Source organism: Sneathiella aquimaris (assembly GCF_026409565.1).
Lineage (GTDB): Bacteria > Pseudomonadota > Alphaproteobacteria > Sneathiellales > Sneathiellaceae > Sneathiella > Sneathiella aquimaris.
In genome coordinates this window covers 1,874,306-1,900,008 of record NZ_CP112881.1, presented here as the reverse complement: position 1 = coordinate 1,900,008, position 25,703 = coordinate 1,874,306, and the positions used below count along the sequence as shown (strand labels likewise).

The 25,703-nt window shown below is 48.1% G+C and carries 25 protein-coding genes; 7 read left to right on the top strand and 18 right to left on the bottom strand.

The window, feature by feature from the left end:
• Window positions 1-36 precede the first annotated feature (36 nt).
• Entirely contained in the window at window positions 37-1,137 is a 1,101-nt protein-coding gene (locus OIR97_RS08980) for an efflux RND transporter periplasmic adaptor subunit (RefSeq protein WP_169545320.1), read from the top strand.
• Entirely contained in the window at window positions 1,137-4,313 is a 3,177-nt protein-coding gene (locus OIR97_RS08975; protein ID WP_169545319.1) for an efflux RND transporter permease subunit, read from the top strand. Before OIR97_RS08980 ends, OIR97_RS08975 begins: the two co-directional genes overlap by 1 nt.
• Window positions 4,314-4,412: 99 nt before the next feature.
• On the opposite strand, the gene OIR97_RS08970 is transcribed toward OIR97_RS08975, so the two are convergent.
• The 3 genes from OIR97_RS08970 to OIR97_RS08960 form a co-directional block, all read right to left on the bottom strand.
• A complete protein-coding gene (locus tag OIR97_RS08970) occupies window positions 4,413-5,267 on the bottom strand; it encodes a CDP-alcohol phosphatidyltransferase family protein (protein ID WP_169545318.1) in 855 nt (284 codons plus the stop codon).
• Entirely contained in the window at window positions 5,268-5,966 is a 699-nt protein-coding gene (locus OIR97_RS08965) for a phosphatidylserine decarboxylase (RefSeq protein ID WP_169545317.1), read from the bottom strand.
• A 111-nt stretch (window positions 5,967-6,077) separates the two neighbouring features.
• Window positions 6,078-7,919, bottom strand: coding sequence for an ABCB family ABC transporter ATP-binding protein/permease (locus tag OIR97_RS08960; RefSeq protein ID WP_169545316.1), 1,842 nt, complete (start codon window positions 7,917-7,919; stop codon window positions 6,078-6,080).
• 150 nt (window positions 7,920-8,069) lie between these two features.
• On the opposite strand from OIR97_RS08960, the gene OIR97_RS08955 reads away from it, so the two are divergent.
• Window positions 8,070-8,630 carry a hypothetical protein gene (locus OIR97_RS08955; protein WP_169545315.1) on the top strand — a complete coding sequence of 187 codons (561 nt, stop codon included), beginning with the start codon at window positions 8,070-8,072 and terminating at the stop codon, window positions 8,628-8,630.
• A 99-nt stretch (window positions 8,631-8,729) separates the two neighbouring features.
• On the opposite strand, the gene OIR97_RS08950 is transcribed toward OIR97_RS08955, so the two are convergent.
• The 4 genes from OIR97_RS08950 to OIR97_RS08935 all read right to left on the bottom strand — a co-directional run bounded on the left by OIR97_RS08950 (window position 8,730) and on the right by OIR97_RS08935 (window position 11,817).
• On the bottom strand, window positions 8,730-9,896 hold the full coding sequence (locus OIR97_RS08950; RefSeq protein WP_169545314.1) for an Ig-like domain-containing protein: 1,167 nt from the start codon (window positions 9,894-9,896) through the stop codon (window positions 8,730-8,732).
• A 96-nt stretch (window positions 9,897-9,992) separates the two neighbouring features.
• Complete coding sequence (locus OIR97_RS08945; protein ID WP_219821702.1) at window positions 9,993-10,817, bottom strand: c-type cytochrome; 825 nt, start codon at window positions 10,815-10,817, stop codon at window positions 9,993-9,995.
• A gap of 63 nt (window positions 10,818-10,880) precedes the next feature.
• Window positions 10,881-11,351 carry a c-type cytochrome gene (locus tag OIR97_RS08940; protein WP_169545313.1) on the bottom strand — a complete coding sequence of 157 codons (471 nt, stop codon included), beginning with the start codon at window positions 11,349-11,351 and terminating at the stop codon, window positions 10,881-10,883.
• Between the two features lie 67 nt (window positions 11,352-11,418).
• The gene (locus OIR97_RS08935; protein WP_181017912.1) at window positions 11,419-11,817 is read right to left on the bottom strand and encodes a hypothetical protein; all 399 of its coding nucleotides are present in this window, start codon (window positions 11,815-11,817) and stop codon (window positions 11,419-11,421) included.
• Between OIR97_RS08935 and OIR97_RS08930 the strand changes: the two genes are divergently transcribed.
• Together OIR97_RS08930 and OIR97_RS08925 are read left to right on the top strand one after the other, a co-directional pair.
• On the top strand, window positions 11,816-12,400 hold the full coding sequence (locus OIR97_RS08930) for an LOG family protein (RefSeq protein ID WP_169545312.1): 585 nt from the start codon (window positions 11,816-11,818) through the stop codon (window positions 12,398-12,400). The genes OIR97_RS08935 and OIR97_RS08930 overlap by 2 nt on opposite strands.
• A gap of 101 nt (window positions 12,401-12,501) precedes the next feature.
• Window positions 12,502-13,716 (top strand): NADP-dependent isocitrate dehydrogenase, encoded by a 1,215-nt coding sequence (locus tag OIR97_RS08925; protein ID WP_169545311.1) that lies wholly within the window; start codon window positions 12,502-12,504, stop codon window positions 13,714-13,716.
• A 124-nt stretch (window positions 13,717-13,840) separates the two neighbouring features.
• On the opposite strand, the gene OIR97_RS08920 is transcribed toward OIR97_RS08925, so the two are convergent.
• The 5 genes from OIR97_RS08920 to OIR97_RS08900 form a co-directional block, all read right to left on the bottom strand.
• Window positions 13,841-14,209: a VOC family protein gene (locus tag OIR97_RS08920; protein ID WP_169545310.1), complete on the bottom strand. Its 369-nt coding sequence runs from the start codon at window positions 14,207-14,209 to the stop codon at window positions 13,841-13,843.
• Window positions 14,209-14,628, bottom strand: a complete 420-nt coding sequence (locus OIR97_RS08915; RefSeq protein ID WP_169545309.1) for a lipocalin-like domain-containing protein — start codon at window positions 14,626-14,628, stop codon at window positions 14,209-14,211. The genes OIR97_RS08920 and OIR97_RS08915 overlap by 1 nt, the downstream gene beginning before the upstream one ends.
• A 147-nt stretch (window positions 14,629-14,775) precedes the next feature.
• Window positions 14,776-15,846 carry a recombinase RecA gene (gene recA, locus OIR97_RS08910; RefSeq protein WP_169545308.1) on the bottom strand — a complete coding sequence of 357 codons (1,071 nt, stop codon included), beginning with the start codon at window positions 15,844-15,846 and terminating at the stop codon, window positions 14,776-14,778.
• Window positions 15,847-16,199: 353 nt separating this feature from the next.
• Window positions 16,200-17,108 (bottom strand): DMT family transporter, encoded by a 909-nt coding sequence (locus OIR97_RS08905; RefSeq protein ID WP_169545307.1) that lies wholly within the window; start codon window positions 17,106-17,108, stop codon window positions 16,200-16,202.
• Window positions 17,109-17,185: 77 nt separating this feature from the next.
• A complete protein-coding gene (locus OIR97_RS08900) occupies window positions 17,186-17,719 on the bottom strand; it encodes a SixA phosphatase family protein (RefSeq protein WP_169545306.1) in 534 nt (177 codons plus the stop codon).
• Window positions 17,720-18,112: 393 nt separating this feature from the next.
• On the opposite strand from OIR97_RS08900, the gene OIR97_RS08895 reads away from it, so the two are divergent.
• A complete protein-coding gene (locus OIR97_RS08895) occupies window positions 18,113-19,129 on the top strand; it encodes an NADPH:quinone oxidoreductase family protein (RefSeq protein ID WP_169545305.1) in 1,017 nt (338 codons plus the stop codon).
• A 103-nt stretch (window positions 19,130-19,232) separates the two neighbouring features.
• On the opposite strand, the gene OIR97_RS08890 is transcribed toward OIR97_RS08895, so the two are convergent.
• The 5 genes from OIR97_RS08890 to OIR97_RS08870 all read right to left on the bottom strand — a co-directional run bounded on the left by OIR97_RS08890 (window position 19,233) and on the right by OIR97_RS08870 (window position 22,427).
• Window positions 19,233-19,820: a DoxX family protein gene (locus OIR97_RS08890; RefSeq protein ID WP_169545304.1), complete on the bottom strand. Its 588-nt coding sequence runs from the start codon at window positions 19,818-19,820 to the stop codon at window positions 19,233-19,235.
• Window positions 19,821-19,832: 12 nt separating this feature from the next.
• Entirely contained in the window at window positions 19,833-20,591 is a 759-nt protein-coding gene (locus OIR97_RS08885; RefSeq protein WP_169545303.1) for an HvfC/BufC N-terminal domain-containing protein, read from the bottom strand.
• Window positions 20,581-21,459, bottom strand: a complete 879-nt coding sequence (gene bufB, locus OIR97_RS08880; protein ID WP_169545302.1) for an MNIO family bufferin maturase — start codon at window positions 21,457-21,459, stop codon at window positions 20,581-20,583. The genes OIR97_RS08885 and bufB overlap by 11 nt, the downstream gene beginning before the upstream one ends.
• A gap of 83 nt (window positions 21,460-21,542) precedes the next feature.
• Complete coding sequence (locus OIR97_RS08875; RefSeq protein WP_169545301.1) at window positions 21,543-21,857, bottom strand: BufA1 family periplasmic bufferin-type metallophore; 315 nt, start codon at window positions 21,855-21,857, stop codon at window positions 21,543-21,545.
• Between the two features lie 96 nt (window positions 21,858-21,953).
• A complete protein-coding gene (locus OIR97_RS08870) occupies window positions 21,954-22,427 on the bottom strand; it encodes a YHS domain-containing (seleno)protein (protein ID WP_169545300.1) in 474 nt (157 codons plus the stop codon).
• Window positions 22,428-22,607: 180 nt separating this feature from the next.
• On the opposite strand from OIR97_RS08870, the gene OIR97_RS08865 reads away from it, so the two are divergent.
• Entirely contained in the window at window positions 22,608-23,174 is a 567-nt protein-coding gene (locus OIR97_RS08865) for a TetR/AcrR family transcriptional regulator (RefSeq protein WP_169545299.1), read from the top strand.
• Window positions 23,175-23,196: 22 nt separating this feature from the next.
• Here OIR97_RS08865 and OIR97_RS08860 read toward each other — a convergent pair whose 3' ends face one another.
• Window positions 23,197-25,677, bottom strand: a complete 2,481-nt coding sequence (locus tag OIR97_RS08860; RefSeq protein ID WP_169545298.1) for a hybrid sensor histidine kinase/response regulator — start codon at window positions 25,675-25,677, stop codon at window positions 23,197-23,199.
• Window positions 25,678-25,703: the final 26 nt, after the last annotated feature.

Here is a 25,703-nt window from a genome sequence, read left to right as displayed (position 1 = left end):
AGATGTGCCGTTCAACACAGGTAAAGGGGTAATCTTGTGAACCGCTCAGTAATTATTGCAGGCGTCATCGCCGTTGGTGTCACAGGCTGGATTGTATCCGGTCAGTTTAAAGAAGAACCGATGGTTGAGACTGTCGCCGTGGACCCATCCTCCGAAATTGCTTCTGCATTGCAGCCAAAAGAAACCGGTCCGGTTAATGTCCAGACCAAGATTTTTGTTGCAGAGCCGCGGGCTCAGGAAGTGGTCGTCCGCGGGCGCACCGAAGCCATCAGAACTGTTGAGTTAAAGGCGGAAACGCCCGGCCGGGTTGTTGAAGTCCTGGTAGAACGCGGGCAGAGGGTCAAAGAAGGGGATGTGCTGGTCAAATTCGCCGTTAAAGATAGACTGGCACAACTGGCAGAGGCAGAAGCCCTGATCCGCCAACGGGAAATCGAATATAAAGCGGCGAATGCCCTTAACAAAAAAGGCTTCAGTGCAGCCACAACACTGGCCGGTTCAAAAGCATTGCTGGACAGCGCCCGTGCAAAAGCAAAATCCGTAAAAATTCTATTGGAAGATTTGATTATTCGAGCCCCCTTTGATGGCATCATCGATGAAAGAGCCGCGGAAATTGGTGATTTCATAAAAGATGGTGGAACAATCCTGACAATCGTGGATGAAAACCCGTTCCTTGTAACCGGTCAGATTTCAGAACTCTATGTTAATCGCATTAAGGTCGGTGACGAAGGCACAGCCAAGCTGGTAACCGGCGAAATTGTGAAGGGAAAGGTTCGGTTTATTTCGAAAACGTCTGACCCTGCGACCCGGACTTTCCGCGTTGAGCTTCTGGTTCAAAACGACGACAAGCGGTTGCGCTCTGGCGTGACAGCGGAAACCACGTTTAAGACCGAAGAAGTCATGGCTCATTTTATCTCCCCTGCCTTTTTAACATTAAACGAAGCGGGTGAGCTTGGCGTGCGGGCGGTTAATGAAGAAAATACCGTTATTTTCTATCCGGTAACCGTTCTCACCGACGGCACTGCAGGTGCGTGGATTGGCGGCTTGCCGAAAGAAACCCGTCTGATCACTGTCGGTCAGGAATATGTCCGCGAAGGTGAAAAAGTCGCCTACCAGACTAAAACAGCAGGAGCACAGTAATGAACGCCATTATTGATGCTGCCATCCACCGATCCCGAACGATCATCAGTGCGTTGGTTCTGATCCTTGTTGCCGGATTTGTGGCCTATGTGGATATTGCCAAAGAAGCTGATCCTGACATCAACATCCCGATTATTTATGTGTCGATGACCCATGAAGGGATTTCTCCGGAAGATGCGGAACGCCTTTTGGTGCGTCCAATGGAAATCGAACTTCGATCCATTGAAGGCATCAAAGAGATGAAATCCACGGCCGGTGAAGGCCATGCTTCTGTCCTGATGGAATTTGAAGCTGGGTTCGATGCGGATTCCGCTTTGGACGATGTGCGTGAAAAGGTTGATATTGCAAAAAAGGAACTTCCCGAAGAAACGGATGATCCTTCGGTAAACGAAGTCAATGTGGGCTTGTTCCCGGTCTTGGTTGTGACCCTTTCCGGCGACCTGCCTACCCGCTCCTTAATCCGTATTGCCAAAGACCTGCAGGATGACATCGAAGGATTGCCGGGCGTTTTGGCCGCTGATATCGGTGGTGACCGGGAAGAGGTTTTGGAAGTTATTATCGATCCTGTAAAACTGGAAAGCTATAACATTTCCAGTTCCGACCTTATCAATGCGGTTCAACTCAACAATAAGCTGGTCGCGGCTGGCTCCATGGATACCGGAAAAGGACGTTTTTCCATCAAGGTCCCCGGACTGTTCGAAACCGCTGAAGACGTTTTTTCAATCCCGTTAAAAGTCTCGGGCGAAGGTGTCGTAACGCTTGGTGATGTAACTGACATACGTCGAACCTTCAAAGATGCAGAAAGCTACGCACGATTAAACGGAAAACCCGCAGTTGTTCTGGAAATAAAGAAACGGCTTGGCGAAAACATCATTGATACCATCGAGGATGTGCAGGCGTTGGTCCGTGAGGAACAGAAAATCTGGCCAGAGGGCTTACAGGTTACCTTCAGTCAGGATAAGTCCCAGGATATCCGGACGATGCTGCAGGATTTGCAGAATAACATCATTAGCGCCATTATCTTGGTGATGGTTGTAGTGATCAGCGCCTTGGGCGTTCGCACAGCCGGTCTTGTCGGTTTGTCGATCCCCGGATCGTTTCTCATCGGGATTTTATACCTTTATCTTTTTGGCTTCACAGTCAATATCGTTGTCCTGTTTGGCCTGATCCTTGCCGTGGGCATGCTGGTCGATGGGGCCATCGTTGTTACCGAGTTTGCAGACCGGAAAATGGCGGAAGGCTTTGATAAAGTTGAAGCCTATGGCCTCGCCGCGAAACGGATGGCCTGGCCCATTATTGCCTCAACAGCAACAACCCTCGCCGTGTTCATGCCGCTTCTTTTCTGGCCGGGTGTGGTAGGTGAATTTATGAAATTCCTGCCAATCACATTGATCACGACCCTGACCGGATCCTTGTTAATGGCGTTGGTTTTTGTACCAACACTGGGATCTGTTTTTGGCAAGCCCGGGTCCGTTAATTCAAAGACACTCAGTGCGCTTGCTGCGGCTGAAAGTGGTGATATTCGTACAATTGGCGGCGGCACCGGGCTCTATATCAAAACCCTTTCCTTTGCCCTTCGCAATCCAATGAAGATTGTAATGGTTGCGGTTGTCTGCTTGGTAGGGGTCCAATATTACTACTCCCAACACGGCAACGGCGTCGAATTTTTCCCGAATGTTGAGCCAGAAATGGCCCTCGCCTATGTTCATGCCCGCGGCAACATGTCAACGATTGAAAAAGATGATCTGGTTAAAGCCGTTGAAAACGAAATCTTGAAATTAGAAGATTTCTCGTCTGTTTATACAAAAACAGGGGGTGGTAGCAGTGGTCAGGATGTGTCCGAAGATGTAATCGGCATCATCAACATGGAATTCAAGGACTGGCAGGAACGGCGTCCAGCGGCGGAAGTATTTGAGGATATCCGGAAAAAAACCAAACATATTGCCGGTATTGCCGTTGAAGTGCGCAAACCCGATAATGGTCCTCCTACCGGAAAGCATATTCAGATCGAGCTTTCATCACGTTTTCCAGAAAAACTGGCCCCGGAAATCGCAAAAATTCGGGACCATCTGGAGCAAAATGTTGATGACCTCATCGACTTGGAAGACAGTCGTGCCATCCCCGGCATTGAATGGGAAATCGAAGTTGACCGGGCTCAGGCGGGACGGTTTGGTGCGGATGTGACAACGGTTGGTAAAACCATCCAACTTGTCACAAACGGGATCAAAGCCCATGAATATCGCCCTCAGGAAGTTGATGACGAAGTCGAAATTCGCCTCCGTTTTCCGATGAGTTATCGCAGTTTGGAACAGCTGGATAATCTGCGGGTTAATACCGCGCAGGGCATGGTCCCTATTTCCAACTTCGTCACCCGAACGGCACAGCAAAAGGTCGGCACCATCAAGCGTGTTGACTCGAAGCGGGTTATGACCGTCAAAGCAAACGTTCGAGAAGGGGTGCTTGTTGACAACAAAGTTCAGGAAATCCAGAACTGGCTGATCAACAAAGCCAATATTGATCCAGCGGTGAATTTCACCTTTAAAGGTGAAGACGAAGAACAGAAAAAAGCACAGGCTTTCCTAGGGAAAGCTTTTGGTGTGGCACTGTTCATGATGGCGATTATTCTGGTTACCCAGTTTAACAGCTTCTATCACGCGTTTCTGATCCTCACTGCGGTAATAATGTCTACGATTGGCGTTTTTGTTGGCTTGATCGTCACCGGCCAACCCTTTGGCATCGTCATGACGGGGGTTGGTGTTATTTCACTAGCCGGTATTGTGGTGAATAATAATATTGTTCTCATCGACACCTTCGCCCATTTAAGGCGACAAGGTATGGATGCAATGGAAGCCATCCTGCGAACTGGGGCTCAACGTTTGCGCCCGGTTATGCTGACAACGGTAACAACGATCTTTGGATTGCTGCCAATGGCAATGCAGGTCAACATAGACTTCTTCACCCGCGAGGTGGTCACTGGAGCCCCCTCCTCCCAGTGGTGGGTTCAGCTGTCGACGGCCGTTGCCTTTGGTCTGACCTTCGCAACCGCCCTTACACTGATTGTGACCCCAAGCCTGTTGATGGTTGGTGCCAATGTAGGCTCTTTCTTTGAGAGCCGAAAAAGGAAGAAGGCACTACGCCAGAAGCAAATTAATCAAGCGGCTCAGCCCGCTGAATGAAAAAAGGGCGGCTGAGTAATTCAGCCGCCCTTCTCTTTTATCGTCTTTTTAAGATCGCGCAATCTTTACAATAAGCTGCTGAAGACTGCCAACCCCTGATTACTTCTTGTCCGTATCCGTCGTAGTGGTATCAGTATTTTTCGTCTCTGCGTCCCCTACCATATTACCATCAGCAGGGTTTGCAGCCTTTTCAGCCTTAAGGGCTTCTTCTTTTTCAAGCCGGCGATGGGTTGCAACCGCAAAAGGAATTGTCCCAAGATAGACAAGGGCGACACCTGTTAAAAACTCCCATGGGTAGCTTACCATAACAGCTGCCATACCACCGACCAGGATCAGAAACGGCATGATATACCGGCGGGCGATACGGGCGCGTTTTATGGAAAAAGTCGGAATTCGACTAGCCATCAGAAACGCCATGAACAACAACCAGGCCCCGTTCAAAACACCGGATTTGAAAATCTCGGCATCGGAGTAAAAACTAACGACCATGAACAAAAGCGAAATTGATGCGCCGCCCGGCGCGGCGATCCCGGTAAAATACCGGGATTCCCAGGCAGGAACGTCTTCTTCCAGCATGGCATTAAACCGGGCAAGCCGAAGCCCGCAGGAAACCGTATATACAAGTGATACGATCCAGCCAAAGCTCCCTAGGCCCGCATCAAGGGTCCAAAGATAAAGAACAATCGCCGGCGCCACGCCAAAACTGACAAAATCTGAAAGGCTATCCAGTTCAGCACCGAATTTTGAACTTCCTTTCAAAAGCCGCGCCATTCGACCGTCCAGTCCGTCCAGTACACCGGCGACAAGAATGGCCACAACAGCCATTTCCCATTTTTCTTCCAGTGCAAAGCGAACAGACGTCAGTCCCGCGCAAAGCGCAAGTGTGGTCAACATATTAGGAATTAAAGAATTAATCGGTAATTCCCTAAACCGTCTGCGCCGACTAAATGCCATTTATCGAACCTCAACCACTACAGGTGTTTCATTTTCTGCTTTTAAGTCAGCAATAACCGTTTCACCACCGACCATATTCTGACCGACGCCGACGAGAGGCTCCACCCCTTCTGGCAGAAAAATATCAGTCCGGCTACCAAACCGGATCAGACCAAAACGCTCTCCTGTTTTTACTTCCTGTCCATCCACCAGATGGCAAAGGATGCGGCGTGCGACCAGGCCTGCGATCTGAACAAAGACGATGTCTTTTCCGTCTTCCGTTTTCAAATGAACAGCATGGCGTTCATTTTCTTCAGATGCCTTGTCCAAAGCAGCGTTCAGGAATTTTCCCGGACGGTAAACCTGCTTAACAATTGTACCGCCCAACGGGATACGATTAACATGTACATTGAAAACATTCAGGAAAACGCTAATCCGAAGCAAAGGGTCTGAACCCATTCCCAGTTCTTCAGGTGGGACTGCACGTTCAATCAATTGAACAACACCGTCGGCCGGGCTGACAATCAACCCTTCGCGAGTTGGCACATGCCTATCGGGATCGCGAAAAAAGTAGACGCACCACAATGTCAATATAACCCCGATCCACCCCAGAAACGACCAGGTGAAAAGGAACAAAAGCAGGGTAATGGCGGCAAAGATAGCAACGAACCGATACCCTTCGCGGTTAATCGGCACCATTACTGTTTTCAGTGTATCCATATTTCTCGTCTTTCGAATTACTCTTTATATAATAGCCGTATACCGTATGTACCGGATAAAAAGAACCAAAATATCCGTTTAGGCAACGGTTCCGGGTTAAGCAACCGAGGGTCAGGTCATCGCCTGCTCCAATTTTTCCTGATAGTCGGCGACCTCTTGCTGACGCGCCCACATATCTGCATATTGACCATTTTGGTCCAGCAAGGCCTGATGGCTCCCTTTTTCGACAATCCGTCCGGCGTCCAGAACAATAATCTCATCCGCATCCACGACCGTCGATAACCGATGAGCAATAACAAGCGTTGTCCTGTCTTTGGAAACCTCTTTCAAGCTTTCCTGGATTTCGCGTTCTGTGTGGGAATCCAATGCTGATGTCGCTTCGTCAAACAGGAGAATTCGAGGCCCTTTCAAAATCGTCCTTGCAATGGCAACGCGTTGTTTTTCTCCGCCAGACAGTTTTAATCCACGCTCCCCCACCATAGTATCGTAACCCTCTGGCAGTTTTTCAATGAATTTATCAATGCTGGCAAGGCGGGCTGCCTCACGAATTTCAGCCTCGCTCGCCTCCGGTCGGCCGTATCCAACATTATACAGGATCGTATCATTGAACAGCACCGTATCCTGCGGGACGATGCCGATGGCCGCCCGCAACGATCGTTGCGTTACATCCTGTATGTTTTTGCCGTCAATCGTCACGGTGCCACTATTCACATCATAAAAACGGAAAAGGATCCGGGAAATTGTAGATTTTCCCGCCCCGGAAGGACCAACAATCGCCACCTTCTGTCCGGCCTTCACCTTAAACGAGACATCATGTAGAATTTGGCGGTTTTCCTCATAGCCGAAATTGACGGCATTAAACGCGATCTCACCGGCCCCTTCCGGCAAAGGCTCTGCCCCCTGTTTGTCGTCAATTTCCCGCCCGACACTCAGTAGCTCGAACATTTTTTCCATATCAACCAGGCTTTGCTTGATTTCACGGTAAACAAAACCCAGAAAATTCAGCGGTTGAACAAGCAACATCAAAAACGCATGCGCTGCGACGAAATCGCCAACCGTCATTGTTCCCGCAACGACGCCACTCGCAGAGATATACAAGACAAGAACCATCCCGATACTGATGATGAAACCCTGACCGATATTCAAATATGCAAGGGTCGTCTGACTTTGCACGGCAGCCTTTTCATAACCGGCTATCGCCTTGTCAAAACGGCTGCTTTCATGATCTTCATTGCCAAAGTATTTTACAGTTTCAAAGTTCAGCAGGCTGTCGATTGCTTTGGTGTTCGCTTCGCTGTCTTTTTCGTTCATACGGCGCCGGTACTTCAGACGCCATTCGGTGACAGCCAACGTAAAATAAATATAGCCAAACAATGTGACCGCCGTAATCAACGACATGGCGATCCCGTATTCCACCCACATAATCCCACAGATGATTATAATTTTAAGAACGGTTGGAATGATATTGAACAACATGAAGCGCAGCAGGAAATCGATCCCTTTTGTTCCCCGCTCAATAACCCGGCTTAATCCTCCGGTTTGACGATCCATATGAAACCGCAAAGAAAGCCTGTGCAAATGACGAAAGGTCTGCAAGGCAACCTGCCGAATTGCGTTCTGCCCAACTTTGGAAAAAATGGCGTCTCTTAACTCGCCGAAAGCCTGTTGAAAAACGCGCGCTGCGCCATAAGCAATGATCAGGGCAATCGGTACCACCAGCAAATAATCACTGGGCTTTCCATCGCGCGTTAGATCATCAACAAGAAATTTGAGAATATAGGGCGAAAATATGGATGCAAATTCTGCAGCCAGAAGAAAGGTAAAAGCAATCAGAACCCTGATTTTGAGGTCCATTCGGTCTTTTGTCCAAATATATCCAAGCAACGTTATCGCCGTTGAAAAATGGCTTCTTTTTTCAGTTTCACTATGGCTATCAAAATTGGTATTCTTCATATGCTTTCAATATTTCCCCGGTCAGAAATAGCGTAGAATTACCCTATAGATTGTCCCTTTCAGTTACCAGAATATTAACCACTTATCGCTAAAGTCATACCCCATGGGTGTGACGCAGACTCCTATTTATTAAGTATTGGGTTAAAAAAGATGGTTGAACAACAAATTGAGCTGAAAAGCAGCACAAAATTTGACAATCTTATTAATGAAGGAAGTGAAAAGCAGATTTGGGTTGCTCCCAAGGCCCCGTTATCTTTTCGATTTGTTTGGGATCGAATGCATTTTTCGGCCAAACTGGATCTCATCGAAAACAATCACCGAATTCGTATTCTTGGAGAGCTGGGGCCCTTACCCTATACGGCCGAAAAACCGAATTTCCGGGAAAGATTGCTTCATCTGGTTGCTTGGGAAACAGGCGACCCCCACATCAAATTTGTTCTGGAACCCAAACGGCACCACATCTACCTGATGATTGACCACCTGCTGGAAGAAGATCTGACAGGCCTTGCATTGCTCAACTCCGTCATCATGTCCATGCTGCAGGTTCGCCCCTATATTGAGCTCGCCAAGGAAGTTGGATGGCAGCATCCATCTGATACAACCCCTCGGGATTTTAACGTCGCCCCAAATGCAGGCGTATCCCGCGCTCCCACCAGAGAACCTGCAGGAGACGACGGTAAAGTCGAGACCAAAATCTCAGGCCCTGTTTGAAACGAAAATAACAACTTTTTTTAAAATGGAGGCATCAGGGCGCACTTCCATAGAGGCACCCTGTAACCCGGCACCAACGCTGATCGTTCCGTGTTCAGATTAATTTGTGGTTTCTTCTGACGGCAATTTAAAGATCTGGCCCGGGAAAATCAGATCTGGATCTTTAATCTGTTCCTGATTGGCCTGATAAATTGTGGTGTAATGAGTGCCTTCGCCATACATGCGGCGGGCAATCCGCCAGAGACTGTTCCCAGGTTGAACAATCGCCCGAATTTCAAGACCACCTTTTGCAAGAATTACATCATCCGCAGCTTCCCGTTTAAACGGTATTTCGACACGGGAAATTACTTTCCCTTTTGGATCGGTTTGATCTGCCCGCAAGGTATATTTCCCGGCTTCGATTTCTTTTTTCGGAACCAGTCGCCAATTCCCTTTTTCATCCACCGTTGCTGTTCCGACAGGCTTGTTCTCCAGATAGACCTGCACATCATTGCCAGGCTTTCCTTTGCCAGAAAGGGCGACATCGCCTTTATCATTATAGTCGATGGCGCCAACGGAAAGATCTTTGGCTGCTGTGCGATCCCCTTGTGGTTCAGGCAACTGAAGAAGCTTCGAAATACGCTTGTTAAAAGCTTCTTTCTTATCCTCTGATTTTGGTGTCAACAAGGCAATGGCGGGCGCCCGTTCTTCAATCGCTTTGGTACAGTCGGGCACCTGCATGATGACCATGCGGGCTGTTTCCACTTCCTGACCATTTGGATTAACGGCTATTGCGTTGATCTGTTGCGGGCCCATTGGCAAGGGGTCTGTTGCCAGGTAAATCCATTCGCCTCGCCGGCTGGCCTGTGTCTTGCCAATTTCTGTATCCCCGACAAAAATTCGAACAATGGCTGTTGGCTCAGAAGTTCCTGCAACCAGCAACCCGCAATTCTTATCTACCCGTACAACATCAAATGCGGGGGCTGCCATAGCCGCGATACCCGAAGGGGTATTCGGTTTACTGTCTTCCTTTGTGATGATAACAGGTTTTTTATTCAGGTCTTGAGGGTCGGGTTTAGACGGCAACTCTGTATTCGCGGTCGATTTGGGCGATGACTGTTCAGCCGTATCAGTTGCCGGTTTAACCCTCTCCTCTTTTTTCTTATCAGGGGAAGCGGTTGGTGTTTCCTTATTTGCAAGTTCAGGTTCACCATCCCCGTATAGCCAGAAGAAAAGCCCCAAACCCGCAATGACCAATAATGTAACCAGAATTCCGAAAACCCGCACAGCACCCTCACCCGTTTACCATTTTGAAACAGTATGGACCTTAGACGCGATTGACGCAACAGACTGATTTTGCGCGTCTATCCTCAAGATTTTCGACTATTTTTTCACTTTGTTTTTTACGGGCGCGACCGAAAACAGAAAATCAGCAATAGCTGTACGATCTTCTTTCGTCAGCTTGGATGTTCCATGGGTAATGACATCTTCCATGGTTCCCTGCACATCATCGAAATTCGGTTTCATACCTGTTTCCAGAAAACTGACCATGTCCAGTTTGGACCAATCCCCTATTCCGGTTTCTTTGTCCGGGGTGATGTTCGGAACAAGTTCCCCCTCACCACCGCTTGCACTGCCCGCAAGATACAGATCGCGATCAATCCCGCCCAGTGCATTTCTGGGCGTATGACATTCCCCGCAATGGCCTAAGGCGTTTACCAAATAATTCCCTCGATCTGCTGACGACTGAATTACCGGGACGGAACTGCCTCCTTCTTTAAAAAACAGGATTTTCCACCCCCACTGCAACCAACGCCACGAAAAAGGAGCCCCTATATCATGAGGCTTATTTGGGGCCTGTACGGGGGGCAGGCTTTTTAAATATGCATAGATGGAACGAGCGTCCCGATCCGTCATATTGGTATAACTGGTATACGGGAACGCTGGAAAATAGTGAAAGCCTTCCGGACTAATCCCCTTTTTCAACGCCTTGACGAAATCAGCATCAGACCAGCGTCCAATACCTGTGTCGGGATCAAAAGTGATGTTGGGGGTATAGAATGTTCCAAAAGGAGTATCAAGCGCCCGGCCACCAGCATACTCCTGACCGGCGCCTTTTGGTTGTGTATGGCAGGCTTTGCACCCCGCAGCGGCGGTCAGGTACGCCCCTTCTTCAATTGACTGGGCCAGACCATTTGAGCCAAGCATGATCCATCCAAAAATTGAACAGATCATGACTCTGGATATTTTGCTCACGGATCAGATCCGACCTTAATGATCTTTTGGTGTCCGAAATGGTTTATGGCATCCGCCGCAGGTTTTTCCTGTCGCCCCCAATGCTTGGCCAATTTTTCCCTGATCGCCAGTTGCAACGGCAGTTTGTAAATTCTCAGAGGCCATCTGAAAAGCGGTAATTGATTTTGAGAATGCCTCTTTATTGATCCAGATTTCTGGTTTTGACCGGGTTTTCTCTCCCCCTGAACCTGCCGGAAACAGCGTCGGCATTTCCTTGCCAATACTGGCAATCTTTGCCGCATTTTTGTTAAGGTCAGGGCTGTAGGCAGCCTCCCCCTTTGCCACGGCAGCGATTGCTTTCATATTTTCACCAAGCATTTTCATCTTGGCAATTCGCGCGTCGGCTTCCGGGATCCCCGTGGTTTCTGAATGCGCGACAGCGGCTCCAACAGTAATGGAAGCACCCAAAATACTTACTAAAGCCAATCTAACTGTTTCTCGTTTCATAGCATTCCCTTTGCTTGTTATAATAAACGTGGATCTTGGTCTTAACGTGCAATCCGCGCACCCTTTATCAGTCTGGGAGTTTTTTGGTAATCACTTCGCCCCCATAACCGTCTTTTTTATCCCGTGCGCGAACTTTTACAACTTTGACATGCATCGGAATGGAAATTTTCATGGACCGGGTAAAGGGCTGCTCATGATCATGAGGATGCATAAGAACGCGGGTTCCCAATATTGTTCCCTTTTCATCCAGCACATCCCACCGATCTGCATAATGGTCCCATCCTGCATCATCATGCCGTACCGTCACAGAAAAACGATACATATCGGCTTCCGTCTTTTTTATGACAACATCAATCACATCAGCTTTGCCCGCAAAAACAGGACTTGACGTAACAGCTGCAGCAACGCAAATAAAAGCGGTAAGAAAAACGACGAATTTTCGTTTAAACCGAGTGGAAACCTTCATGACAAAAATCTCTTCATTATGTGTTTACTGTGGCTCCAGAATGCCTGTAAATACAGCCTTTAGTAAAGCAGCGAAAGATCTGGGGCATCAACTCGGTGGCAACAACATCCAACTCGTCTATGGCGGTGGACATGTCGGTCTCATGGGTATCATTGCAGACGCAACTCTTGAAGCCAATGGAAATGTTATAGGGATTATTCCGGGTCATCTACATGATATTGAAGTCAGTCACGAAAATTTGACAGAACTTCATGTCGTGGACAGCATGCATAGCCGCAAACAGATGATGTTTGAGCGGTCTGACGCCTTTGTCGTTCTGCCCGGTGGCATCGGAACCCTTGATGAAACGTTTGAGATGATCACCTGGCGTCAACTCAAACTTCATGACAAACCGATCATTCTTGTAAACTTTCAGGACTATTGGGGTCCGTTTATCGATTTGATGAACCATATGATAGATCAGGGATTCGTCGAGAAGGAAGTTTTTGAACTTTTTGAGGTTGTAAACAGTCTGGAAGAAATTTTACCGGCGCTTCAACGCTCCCCTGATGCAGAAATACAGCCAGATATCTCAAAAATGTAAGAAAATTACACTTTTTTACCATACGCAACTTGCACCATACGCAGGCAATGCTATTTTGCGCCCATCATTCGAAAATTTATCAGGCAAAGAAGGATCTAGACATGCCAAAGATTCAAGTCGCTAATCCAGTAGTTGAACTGGACGGAGACGAAATGACCCGGATTATCTGGGAATTCATTAAAGAGAAACTCATCCTTCCTTATTTGGACATTGATCTGAAATATTATGATCTTGGTATGGAATCCCGCGATGCGACCAACGACCAGATTACCGTTGATGCCGCTGAAGCCATCAAGAAGTACGGTGTTGGCGTAAAATGTGCGACCATTACACCTGACGAACAGCGTGTTGAAGAATTTGACCTGAAGGAAATGTACCGCTCTCCAAACGGCACAATCCGGAACATTCTCGGCGGCACTGTCTTCCGTGAACCAATCATCTGCTCCAACGTTCCTCGGCTGGTGCCAGGCTGGACAGATCCGATTGTTATTGGACGTCATGCCTTTGGTGACCAGTACCGTGCAACGGATATGCTGATCCCGGGCCCTGGTAAACTGACCATGAAATACACACCGGCCGACGGCAGCGAAGAACAGGAATTCGAAATCTTTGATTTCCCTGCGTCTGGTGTTGCCATGGGCATGTATAACCTTGATGAATCCATTCGTGGTTTCGCACGGGCCTGCATGAACTATGGTCTAAACCGCGGCTGGCCTGTTTACCTGTCCACAAAAAACACCATCATGAAAAAATATGACGGACGGTTTAAGGATTTGTTCGAAGAAGTTTTTGATAGCGAGTTCAAAGACAAATTTGAAGAAGCGGGTATCACCTACGAACATCGTCTGATCGATGACATGGTCGCGTGTGCGATGAAATGGAACGGTAAATTCGTATGGGCTTGTAAAAACTACGATGGTGACGTTCAGTCCGATACGGTTGCTCAGGGCTTCGGTTCTCTTGGTCTTATGACCTCTGTTCTGATGACACCGGATGGACAGACTGTTGAAGCCGAAGCGGCGCACGGTACGGTCACACGCCATTACCGCGAACATCAGAAAGGCAATGAGACATCAACCAATCCGATTGCCTCTATCTTTGCTTGGACACGCGGCCTTCTGCACCGTGCCAAACTGGACGACAATGCTGAGCTTGCCAAGTTTGCAGAAACACTTGAAAAAGTGTGTGTTGCAACGGTTGAAGGTGGCGAAATGACAAAAGACCTTGCGTTACTCGTAGGGCCAGATCAGTCCTGGTTGACAACAAACCAGTTCCTGGACGCGATTGATTCAAACCTGAAAAAAGCAATGGCTTAACCCCTTGCTGATCAAACGGAAAAAGCCGGCAGCAATGCCGGCTTTTTTTGTTTTGATCATGTAGAACAATCCGTATGAATAAAGAACGATTTCGTACGTTCAGCATGTCAGAAATACAAAAGGACTAAAAACTGACCGCCTCGATCTTATTCCCGTCGGGATCAAAGATGAACGCACCAAAATACTTGGTCTGAGCGGCCTGCCGTATTCCCGGCAGTCCGGCACTTTCGCCCCCTTGTGCGATGGCTATCTCATGAAATTCCTTAACATTCTCGGCTCCCTTAACCCGCAGGCAAATATGAGAACCCGTTTCTTTTGATATCGGTCTCATATCCAGCCGTTCGTTCAGCCAGAATTCGGGATAGGCCTTCCCAAAACCCGCGGTAGTTTCCCGTTCAACAAGCATGGAGAACCCTAAGGGTGCAAAAAGCGCGGTATAAAAGCGTTTTGCTTTATCAAGGTCCCGAACAGCAATCGATACATGATCAATCATCAGCACGCATCCAAACGTTTCCAAAGCAGCAGGTTTTCATAATCATGACCGTCTTTTCCAGTTTCCGGCCCTGTTTTTAGAAGTAGATCGTCTCCTTGCCAGATCATGGTTCTGCGCAATGTCGTACCGATCCAGCCCGGTATGGTGGACAGATCCACGTCGTGGCAGACTTCCGGCCCTTCGATATACCAATTTCCTCCGTAGGATAAACTGATCGCAGCGGAAGCATCACTCCGCGGGGGCCGGCCTTTAAAATCAGCGCGCATCAAAAACCCGGACATGCGGCCGCAGGGCGTATAGATAAGCTGCCCCTTTACATCCTTTTCCATTGGATAAGCATAAAATTCGCCATTTTTTCGGGAATGCCAATCCTTGAGTTTCCAGGTTCCGATGATTGATTGCAGTTCTTCGACGGACATAAACGTGCCTTTCTTATTATTGTTTTAATGCATTCTAACATACTCCCCCTATCTGACACAAAAAAAGCCGGCTCCCACAGGACCGGCTTTTTTTTCAACATCATCCTTGATCAAGGATGGCGTGTATGGAGAGGCTTATGCTTATGCTTATGCTTCTCCGTCATCCTCGGCTTCCGGAGTGCCCTGAAATTCATCAGACAAAACACCGGCATGAGTCAAAATTTTCTTTTCGATCTCAAGGGCCATTTCCTTGTTTTCTTTCAAGAAGGCTTTTGCCTGTTCACGCCCCTGACCAATACGAACACTGTCATAGGAATACCAGGAGCCGGATTTTTCAACGACTTCGGCTTTCACACCCAAATCAAGTATTTCACCTGTTTTGGAAATTCCTTCACCGTACATAATGTCAAATTCAATCACTTTGAAAGGAGGTGCAACCTTGTTTTTAACAACCTTCACCCGGGTCTGGTTACCAACAATTTCATCCTTGTTCTTGATTTGCCCGATCCGGCGAATATCCAAACGCACAGACGCGTAAAATTTAAGAGCATTTCCGCCTGTTGTTGTTTCAGGGCTACCAAACATTACGCCGATTTTCATCCGAATCTGATTGATGAAAATCACCATACAATTGGATCTTGAAATGGAACCGGTCAGTTTGCGAAGAGCCTGACTCATCAAGCGTGCCTGCAAGCCAACATGGGTATCACCCATTTCGCCTTCCAGTTCCGCCTGTGGTACCAGCGCAGCCACACTATCGATCACCAGAACATCAACCGCCCCGGAACGGACCAATGTGTCCGCAATTTCCAGAGACTGTTCGCCTGTATCAGGCTGTGAAATCAATAATTCATCGATATCAACGCCCAGCTTGCCCGCATAAACAGGATCCAGCGCGTGTTCTGCATCCACGAACGCACATGTTCCACCTTTTTTCTGGGCCTCTGCAACCACGTGCAAAGCCAGGGTTGTTTTACCAGAGCTTTCCGGACCATAAATTTCAATAATCCGGCCCTTTGGCAATCCGCCAATTCCCAGAGCAATATCCAGGCCTACTGACCCGGTCGGGATCGCTGCAATGTCCAATGCTTCCTGTTGACCCAGTTTCATGACAGAACCTTTACCATAGGCCCGATCAATCTGGCTCATTGCTGCTTCCAGCGCTTTTTTCTTATCCATGCCACCTGCTTCGACGAGTTTCAATGCTGTTTGTACCATTCATCCCTCACTTATTTCATAGGTCTGCCCCGGATGCAATAAATGGAATGTACATGTTTTGTTCTTATTGGCAAGTAATTTTTAACTCACTGTTTTTAAATATTAATTTTAATCTGTTTTTCTTTTGTTCTCAAAAATCCGAATCAGATTAACGACAAACCCCGATACGATTCTCTGGAATCGCTAAATGAACCTTTGCTGTCATCTGCCGACCACGACATAGGAACAAGACGAGATCCCGCCTTCCCCTTCAAGCGCAATCAGTCTTAAAGGTTCAGCGCCCCATGAGGAGACATACGTCAATGGCCCGGCACAATCGTCTATTGTGGTTGGTGCAATCCTCTTTTGATAGTTTAGCCTGTTCGGGTGAATTTGACGCCAAGCAGAATAATGGCTGCGCCAAAGAGCTGTACAAGGGACATATGTTCGCCAAAGAACAAAAGTGAGGTTGCTATCGCGACGGCAGGAATGAAGAAGCTGTAGGACATGCCTTTGGCCATTCCAAGCCTGCTAATACCAGCGCAATACCAGACAAATGCAAGCGCCGCGCCGAGGAAGGCTGTACTTGCCCAGGCAACCCACCCGATCGCGGGGATGGCACTCCAATCCTGCTCTAGCAGTGGTTTCACACTAATGGCCGTCAGGAACAGAGCGCCGAAAGCCATGCCATAGGCAGTAACAAAAATTGGCCCCCGCCTAATAACCATCGGCCTGGAGATCAAGGTATAAATTGACCAGATCGCGGCAGCGCCGATGATCAGCAGGTCCCCAACCATGCTGCCTGCACCAATCGTAATTTCTGTCAGGCTGTTATTGATCAGAATTACAACACCGATCATGGACAGAAAAATACCAGCCCAGCCAACAAGTGATGTCCTTTCTCCCCGAAAAGAACCGATAAGCGCACCGAAGACGGGGGCGGTCGCCACCAGAATTGAGGCCTTCGAAGCACTGGTGAGATTAAGACCGTATGCCCAGCCCCCCTGAAATAGGGTAATTCCCAGAAATCCGATAATCGCCAGTTCGAAAAACTCCTTCGTCGTTATCGCCAGTCTCTCACGTTGGAAGATCAGCAGCACAAAAAGAAAGGACGCGGCGACAAGGTACCGGGTCGCGGAAAAGACCATCGGATCCATGTAAAGAAGGACAGATTTAGCAATCGGGAAATTGATGCCCCATGCACAGGAAGCGGCGAGCAAAAAACCATCACCAGCCCCCAATTTTAATTTGTTGTTGTCAGGAATGCGCGTTGTAATATTCATGAGGTCACAGTTTCTATGTCTGTTTATCAGGTTAGGGACACGCTAACAGAAAACCGGTTAAAACAAAGCGCGAAAATTTAACCCGTTACAGTCAGCATCTTTGGGGTCATGAAATGCGTGATCAGCCCGCCCGAATTTTTAACCTTGTTCCAGCAGGGAATGTCAAACTCCAGACTGGCAACAGCACAGGTCGAAAATTTGCGGGTTAGTTTTTGCCGTAAAGGCTCTGTGCCCTCTTGCCAGTTAGTTAGCGTCAGGGCGAGCTCCTGCATTGTGGGGTTATGGCCAATGATCAGCACATGACCATAAGCCTCTGCTACCGTCGGTAAAAGGTCAAGGATGCTTCCCCCCATGCCTGCGGAATAAATCATCGGGTCAAATAGGACTTTTGTTTCGTCCGAAAGGCGCGGCATCGTACGGGCAAGTGTTTCACGGGTGCGTTTGGCAGGAGAGCAAAGGATGAGCTCTGGCACCAGATTTTGATCTATAAGATATTGCCCAATAAGGGGGGCAGCCTTGATCCCGCGAGGCGATAAAGGCCGCTCGAAATCCCTGATTACCCCATCATTCCAGCTGGATTTGGCGTGCCGCAACAACGTTAATCGTTTCATTCTGTTTCCATTGCTTACATTGAATGTTCAGAATTCTCCATCTATCCTGCCATCATTGCGCCGGCATGACAAAATTAAGGTTTTGCTAGATCGCCATGATTGTTCGTACGATAGGAATTATCAATATTCTGTGGCGTGTGATTACAGGCTGCCAGCAGGAATACGGTACCGAGAACCATTAGTATTTTCATTGAACTGTAACTCCATATGTCGTTTGAATTTCATATGGTTATCAATTGGTATCAAAAACAGTGATGAATATTACGGGCGCTGCATTGATCCTGCTTTAAAACACCTGTTTACACACTTTCTCTTTTATTTGCTCCTTATTCAAGGCCCGCTATACTGCAACAAAACAATACTCTGTGCATATCTGCAAAAAGGAGAGACTTCATGCGTGCCATTGTTGTTCGGGAATTCGGCCATTACCGGGACAAAGCCCATCTGGAAACCCTCCCAATCCCTGTGGCCGGTCCGGGAGAGGTTGTTGTCAGAAACACAGCCACCGGGATCAGCTTTGCAGCCTCGCTGAATATCGCTGGTAAATATCAGCGAAAACCCCCTCTTCCCTTCATACCCAGTCCAGAAACAGCCGGGGTTGTTCATGAAATTGGTGAAGGCGTTTCACGGGTACAGGTTGGCGATGCGGTCATGATAAGCGGGGATGGCGGTGGATGCGCCGGATATAATCTGGTGCAGGATATCTGTTGCCACAAAATCCCCCATAGTATTGACCCTGCCGTCGCTGCCGCTTTGGTGCTTTCCTATACGACCTCTTACGGGGCACTGACACGCCGGGCATCCTTGCAGGCGGGAGAAACGCTCCTGGTTCACGGGGCCGCTGGGGCGGTTGGTATGGCCGCTGTCGAAATCGGCAAGGCCATGGGGGCAACCGTTATTGCCGTTGCGGGGGGTGAGGCGCATTGTTTGTCAGCCCGTCGCCATGGGGCCGACTTTGTCATCGATCACCGACAAGAGGATTTTCGAGACAAGGTCCTTGAAATAACTGAAGGGCGTGGTGCCAATGTTGTTTATGACAGCATTGGCGGAGATGTAACGCTCGCCTCGTTAAGATGTATGGCCTGGGAAGGACGCCTGCTCACAATCGGATATGCCAGCGGTACCATTCCAGACATCCCGGCCAATCGCCTCCTCCTGAAGAATATTTCAGCAATGGGGTTTAATATTGGTCATTTCTTTGGCTGGACCCCCGGTACAAAACGCGAAGACTTTATCGACGATTTAGACCACATGATCCGTGGGGTCCTTGATCTGTATGATAAAGGGGCCCTCAACCCGGAAATCGGTAAGCGTTATTCACTTGCACAATTTCACGAAGCGATGGATGCCGTGATTGACCGTAAGGTGGATGGAAAATGTGTCGTGCTTTTAGGAGAGGACGACTATTGATTTCAAGTTCAAGGTAATACAAAAATTGGAAACGCCCGGCGAAAACCGGGCGTTTCCTCCCTCAAACGATGGACCGGTCAGGGGAAACCGACCATCATTATACCTAGCTGTGAGAAGCCACAGCTTTGTTGCTTGAATAAGGCAGAATTTTTTTGAACAGTGCATCCACTGAAATCATCCCCGCCCCTTTAATAACAAGATAGACAAGCGGAAAGACCCATAGCAACCGTTGATCAGCGATCACACTGTCCTGAAAACGATCAAACAAACCACCGATACTTTTCTCGTCAAGGCCGTGACCGTAAATATCTACAATGCTCATCACGGTGATAAACCCGATCATGCCAGCGGATGCGAGGCGGGTCATCAAGCCAACCAGAATAAGAAGCGGTAAAATAAATTCAGCATAGGTTCCCGCCAGAACTATCAGGGAATGAATGGCCGACATTCTGTCTGTGTCATAATCAAGCGCTTCCAGTGTTTTCGGGAAGATCTGTGCATAGGCGCCCGCGGACGGTGAAAACAGCCCACCATCCAGTTTTGTGGCCGCTGATTGCCAGAAAAATACCAGCAGCACACTCGAAAAAACAACTCTTGCCGCAAGACCCGGCAGCCAGTTAGCCAGACTTCGTTCGACTAATTCAAAAACTCTGTTATGCAATCCAAAAAGGGATTGTACGATATTACTCATGACATTCATCCGTCAGTTTGCAGCTACGACCAGCCGACTTTCGATAATACTGGCCAAGCAATCGGCCAGATCAAACCCATCAATGGAACCTGCTTTTTCTGCACTTTCTCCAAGTGTGTCCCCCCGCGCCAAATCCGCGATAAACTGGGCCCCACCGGGGCAAAGCTTCCGCTGGAGAACGGATGATCCTTCCCGATAGACAAGACAGTCCTCCCCCGTCAAACCAGAAAGATCGATCGTCTCGCCGGTTGTATTCCAGTTCGTTTGCCAAATGGAATACGCCGGATACGCAAACGATAACGTTCGGTGGGCCGGATGCAAATCAAACCTGACAGACGGCAATTCCTCGGCGGAAAATTGCGTTAAAAAATCGCCTGCCAGAGATATCCCGTCGGCTTCATGATATACCTGCCGGCGGGCCAGTTCTAACCGTGCGACATCAGGCAAATACGGTAATTCCTCGACCGGCGGAAACGCCGTCAAAAAATCAGGAAACGCCTCACCATATAAAGCAAGGATCGGCGACCGGGGCGGATTTACGCGCACAAAGACCGCTGCCATTGCATCAAAAAACTCTTCCCCTACCAGCTTATCAATCGTCGCAAATGCCACACGCAAGGCGTCAATCAAACTGGATAAAACATTGTTACGATAGACAGAAAACCGCTTCTCGATGTCATACTGCGCTAACGGATCAATTACCTCGGGGATTGGTTTGTCCGGATCCAGAAGGGCCACAGAAAAGTCTTGCTGTAGATCATCAAGCGACATGACTGTTTCCATCCTCAACCTTAGGCAAGCCATTCAGAATAGTTTGAGCCTTTCTGACCTCTGCTGATAATATATCCCAGTCAGGAATATCATTGTCCCATTCAATCAAGGTCGGGATCGCGCCGTTTTCCAGGATAAATGATCTGTATAAAGACCAGACAGGATCCGCCACGGGCCGATCATGAGCATCTACCAGTAGGGTTTCCGCGCTGTCACTTTGTTCCAAAGAATGACCCGCAAGATGGATTTCACCGATCTTTTGTTTAGGGAAATTGTCCAGATAGCGGGTTGCATCAAACCCCAGATTAACGGCTGAAACGTACACATTGTTGATATCCAGAAGAAGTCCGCATCCTGTTCGCTCAGAGATTTCCTTCAGAAATGCCGTTTCTTCGTAGCTGCTGTTTTTAAACTCAAGGTAGGATGACGGGTTTTCAAGAAGCATCGTCCGCCCCAGTGCCGTCTGAACCTGATCAATATGCTCGCATATCTGCGTTAATGTTTCAGAATTATACGGTACAGGCAGTAAATCGTTCAAAAAACCAGCGGTATGACTGCTCCAGGCAAGATGTTCGGAAAACGACGCAGGCTCAAACCGATCACATAAAGTTCCAAGGCGCGTCAGATGATCCTTATCAAGACCACGGGCGGAACCGATTGATAATCCTACCCCATGAACTGAAATGTCGAAATCTGACCGCAGACGTTCGAGCATCTGCAAGGATGGTCCGCCGCGGGACATATAATTTTCAGCATGAATTTCAAACCACATTTCGCGATCAGCCTTTTGCAGTATGTCGTCAAAATGCTGTGGTTTAAAACTGGCTCCCACACTGAACGGCAGGGTATTTAAACGAGAAACCGTCACTGCTCAGCTCCATTTCGTATCAGTGTATAGAAGCAATTTAAGTCAGGAAGGCGCCATAAACGCCTTCCTGATTGTCTTTGATCCTAGGATGGCAGGTCGCGTTTCAACGCTTCCAGTGATCCTTTACGATCAGAACCATCCGCCATTTTAGGCACTTCGATAGAGGTGCATGTGCCTTTAGGGACCAGCTTCCAGGCATTTCCTTGATAATCTACTTTCGAAGTTCCGGCGCAGGTTGTTCCAGGACCCGCGGCGCAATCATTTTCACCAGCTAAAGACACACCGTAACATTTTTCTTTACCCGCCGCATTTGCAGTTGTCGCAGAAAAAGCAGACGCGGTTAGAGCCGTTGCAACAGCACCCGCAAGCGCAAGAGAGGTCAATTTATTTGATGACATAGTTCTGTTCCTAATCAAAAGACATTGAATAACAATACAAACATAAGAAAAAGGAAGCAGAAGATACACTCACTTCCGCTTCACTTTTTCGTAAGATCAGTTTGCGAGTTCTTCAGGAGCTTTGTCTTTGATGTTGACCCATTTGTTATCGGCCTGCTCAATAAGCTCGTTCAACTCGCTTTCCCAGCGACCCTGTACTTTTTTGGACAGGTTCAGGTACAATTTGTTGTCAACGATTTTCCAGATTTTTGGATCGCCATCAAATTTGAAACCCATTGCTGTGCCAAAGGCACAATATCCACCGTAAGCAGGCGCATATTTTTCAGGAGCAGCGACGAATTTTTCTTTGTTTGCTTCGCTTGCAAATCGGTAAGTTGCACCATTGAATTCAGCAGTATGAGCCAAATCACCTTCTGCCGGGGCGCCCTGGAAATAGGATACCGGATCATAGCCGCGCATCGCCAATCCTGTAGTTGTGGCGTTGACATCGACACCGGCAGCCATGGCCGTCGCGAAAAGAATTGTGGATAAGACTGCACCAACAGCAATATTCCGTAACAGTTTAAACATTCTTTTTCTCCTATTGATCACGCACTCACGTGCAAGAATGAGTTTCATTTAATTTTCGGGTCCAAGAGCCTTGAGGGGAAACTTGCCTTCCGACAGAACGAGATATATAATAAGGAACCAATTGGTACAAAACACAAAAGCGTGAGTGTTTCGTGATCCCTGTAAAAAGGTGGAGGACAAATGGCCCGACCGAGAGAATTTAATAATGACACAGCCCTAGAGGGTGCCTTGCAGATTTTTTGGGAAAACGGTTTCAGTGCAACAAATTTGCCTGATCTTCTGAAAGCAATGGGTCTTACCCGTGGATCTTTTTACAAGGCCTACGGCGATAAACGATCTGTGTATCTGGAAGCGCTAAAACGATATGACGAATGCTATGTGGGTCAAACGGTCAACCGCCTTACAGATGTCCGTTTAGGACCGCCTATGGAACGCATTCTTACTATGTTCAATAACAATATCGACGACCGGGCCCCCTTAAAGAACCGGCGGGGTTGTTTAATCTGCAATGCGATGGTTGAACTGGGACCCATTGATAGTGATGTCGCTAAAATAACTTCCAGTATGTGGGCACGTATCCAAAACGCGCTCACTTTAAACCTTCAGGAAAAAATGACGGATAAAAGCCTCGCATCGCAGCAGGCGACCATCATTACCAATCTGTATTTCGGATCCCAAGCGGTGAGCAAAACCGGAGCCAGTACGCCCGATTGGCATGGAATTATTAGAACCATAACAATGGCTTGATCGATTTTCCCAATGAAATAATTTAAGTTTCATCGGTATTCGAAAGCACTTCTTTTACTTTCTCAGCAATTTCTTTAAGGGTGAAAGGTTTCGGTAGGAATTCAATTTTGTTGATGTCAAAATCAAGGTCTTTTCGAAAGGCATCTTCCGCATAGCCTGAGATAAAAATAATCTTCAAATCAGGCATTTTCTTTGTAATATTTTTGACCAGTGTGGGGCCATCCATGCTTGGCATCACAACATCCGTAATCAGCAGGTCGATATGCCCTTCATGATTTTCAAATAACTCCAGAGCGCTTTCACCGCAATCTGCCTGTAAAACCTCATAGCCTTTATTCTGCAAGGCGCGGGACGCGAACAACCGCACAGGGTCTTCATCCTCAACCAACAGAACAGTTCCGACACCAGAAAGGTCTCTATGCACTTTCTGGGGGCTTTCCTCTTCAGCCTTGATCCCGTCGATGGCCTCAATATGTTTTGGTAGAAAGATATTAAAAGTCGTTCCTCTATCCTCGTTATTTTCGGCGAAAATGAAACCACCAGTTTGTTTGATAATGCCGTAGACGGTACTCAGTCCAAGCCCTGTTCCTTCCCCTACTTTCTTGGTTGTAAAGAATGGGTCGAAGATTTTTTCGATGACTTCTTCAGGGATCCCTGAGCCTGTATCAGTTACGCTGATCTTAATGTAATCGCCGGGCGGCACCAGTTCGTGGGCATCTCTTCCCCGTTCACGAACTACATAATTTTCCGTCTTGAACGAAAGTTTTCCCTCACCGGACATGGCGTCTCTTGCGTTCACCGCCAGATTTATGACCACCTGCTCAAACTGGCTCTGGTCCACCTTAACCAGCCATAAATCGCGCGCGTGCTTGATCTCCAACTCAATTGCTTCACCGATCAGGCGCCTTAAAAGGTTAGACAGTTCCGCCAGCACTTCCGTTAGATCCGTAACTTTAGGGCGCAGAGTTTGTTGACGGGAAAAGGCCAAAAGCTGGCGAACAAGACCGGCGGCCCGAATTGCATTTTGTTTTATCTGGCTAATATCGGAGTAAGACTGATCGCCCACCTGATGCCGCAATAGCAGCAAATCACAAAATCCGATCATTGCGGTCAACAGATTGTTAAAGTCATGGGCGATACCACCGGCCAACTGACCAACAGCCTGCATTTTCTGACTTTGAGCAAACTGAACTTCCAGCTGCCGCTGCGCAGAGGTCTCGATAATATGAATAAGCAGGCTATCCGTGTTCCCTTCGGTTCCTGCAACAGAACTTATATAGAAATTTGCAACTCGTTCACCGTCGCTCAGTTTCATTTCTGTCGGTTTAAGCTCGAAATCACTGGCAGATGCTTCTTTCAGCTTTTCATTGAGAACGTCATGATCCTGCTCTGCTACCAATTTTGTAACGTGACTGCCGATGGCGTTATCAACTACCGTATCGGTCATCACCCGAAAGGCCGGGTTTGCCTCGACAACAATCCCCTGCTGATCCAACAAAATAATACCAATCGGGGCAGCTTCAAAAAACCGGCGGAAATGCTGTTCAGCACTTTCCACCCGCTCGCGCCACAAACGTTCCTGCAGCAATTCCCGAACCACACTGCGGGAGCCAATGACTTTGCCATTTTCATCCCGAGCCAGTGTCTGCGTGATATGAACAGGCAAAACAGTACCATCGCGCCGGCGCAACTGCAGTTCGCCCTCATACCGGTGCCCCGTATCATTGAGGTTATCCATTAGGTTCAGCTGCCGTTCATCACCTTTAATGATGACATCCGCAAAATCCAGGGTTCCCTCTGACAACTCCCGCTGATGATATCCCAGCCAATCGGCAAGAATGCGGTTTACAAACTGAATTCGTCCCCGATCATCCAGCGAATAAAAGCCCACTGGTGCATTGTTGAAATATTCAGATAGCTTTTCACGCTCGCTCCGCTCTACCTCTTCAATTTTATGCTGGACCGTCGTTTCCGCAACATACCAGATCAGACAATCGGGTATGGATTTGATCGTGTGCGCCAAAACAGCAAGCCACTGACCTTTATTGGTCTTCATTTCAACCCGAATTCCCGCATTACCCCCTTTGATTGCTGCATTCTGAAGGGATTTAAGCTGTTCCCGGGCGGCGAAATTCCCCTCCATAACTTCAAGAAGGGTTTTGGTCTGTTCTTTTTTGCTCAGCCGCATAACATCGTAATAGGCATCGTTGGCCAGGACAAAAGCGCCGTCTTTTGTCGTTACAAGCCTGCCTTCCGGGCTGGAAGAAACAAACTCAGCGATGAGATCCAAATCTCCGGACGCGGCCCGGCGCAAACCATGAAAGATCAAATACCAGAGTCCAATCCCCATTGCCGCCAGAACCATGGCACTCAGGATCATCAAGTTCAGGAAACTCAACTCCTGCCCCAGGATCGCTGCAATAATAATCAGGGTCGCAACGAGGAAGTACGCTGCTGCCAATTGCCGAGCATCAACGCCTAGGAAAAAACGCCGATCTCTCACTCTTCCTGGTTTATATTCGGGCCTCA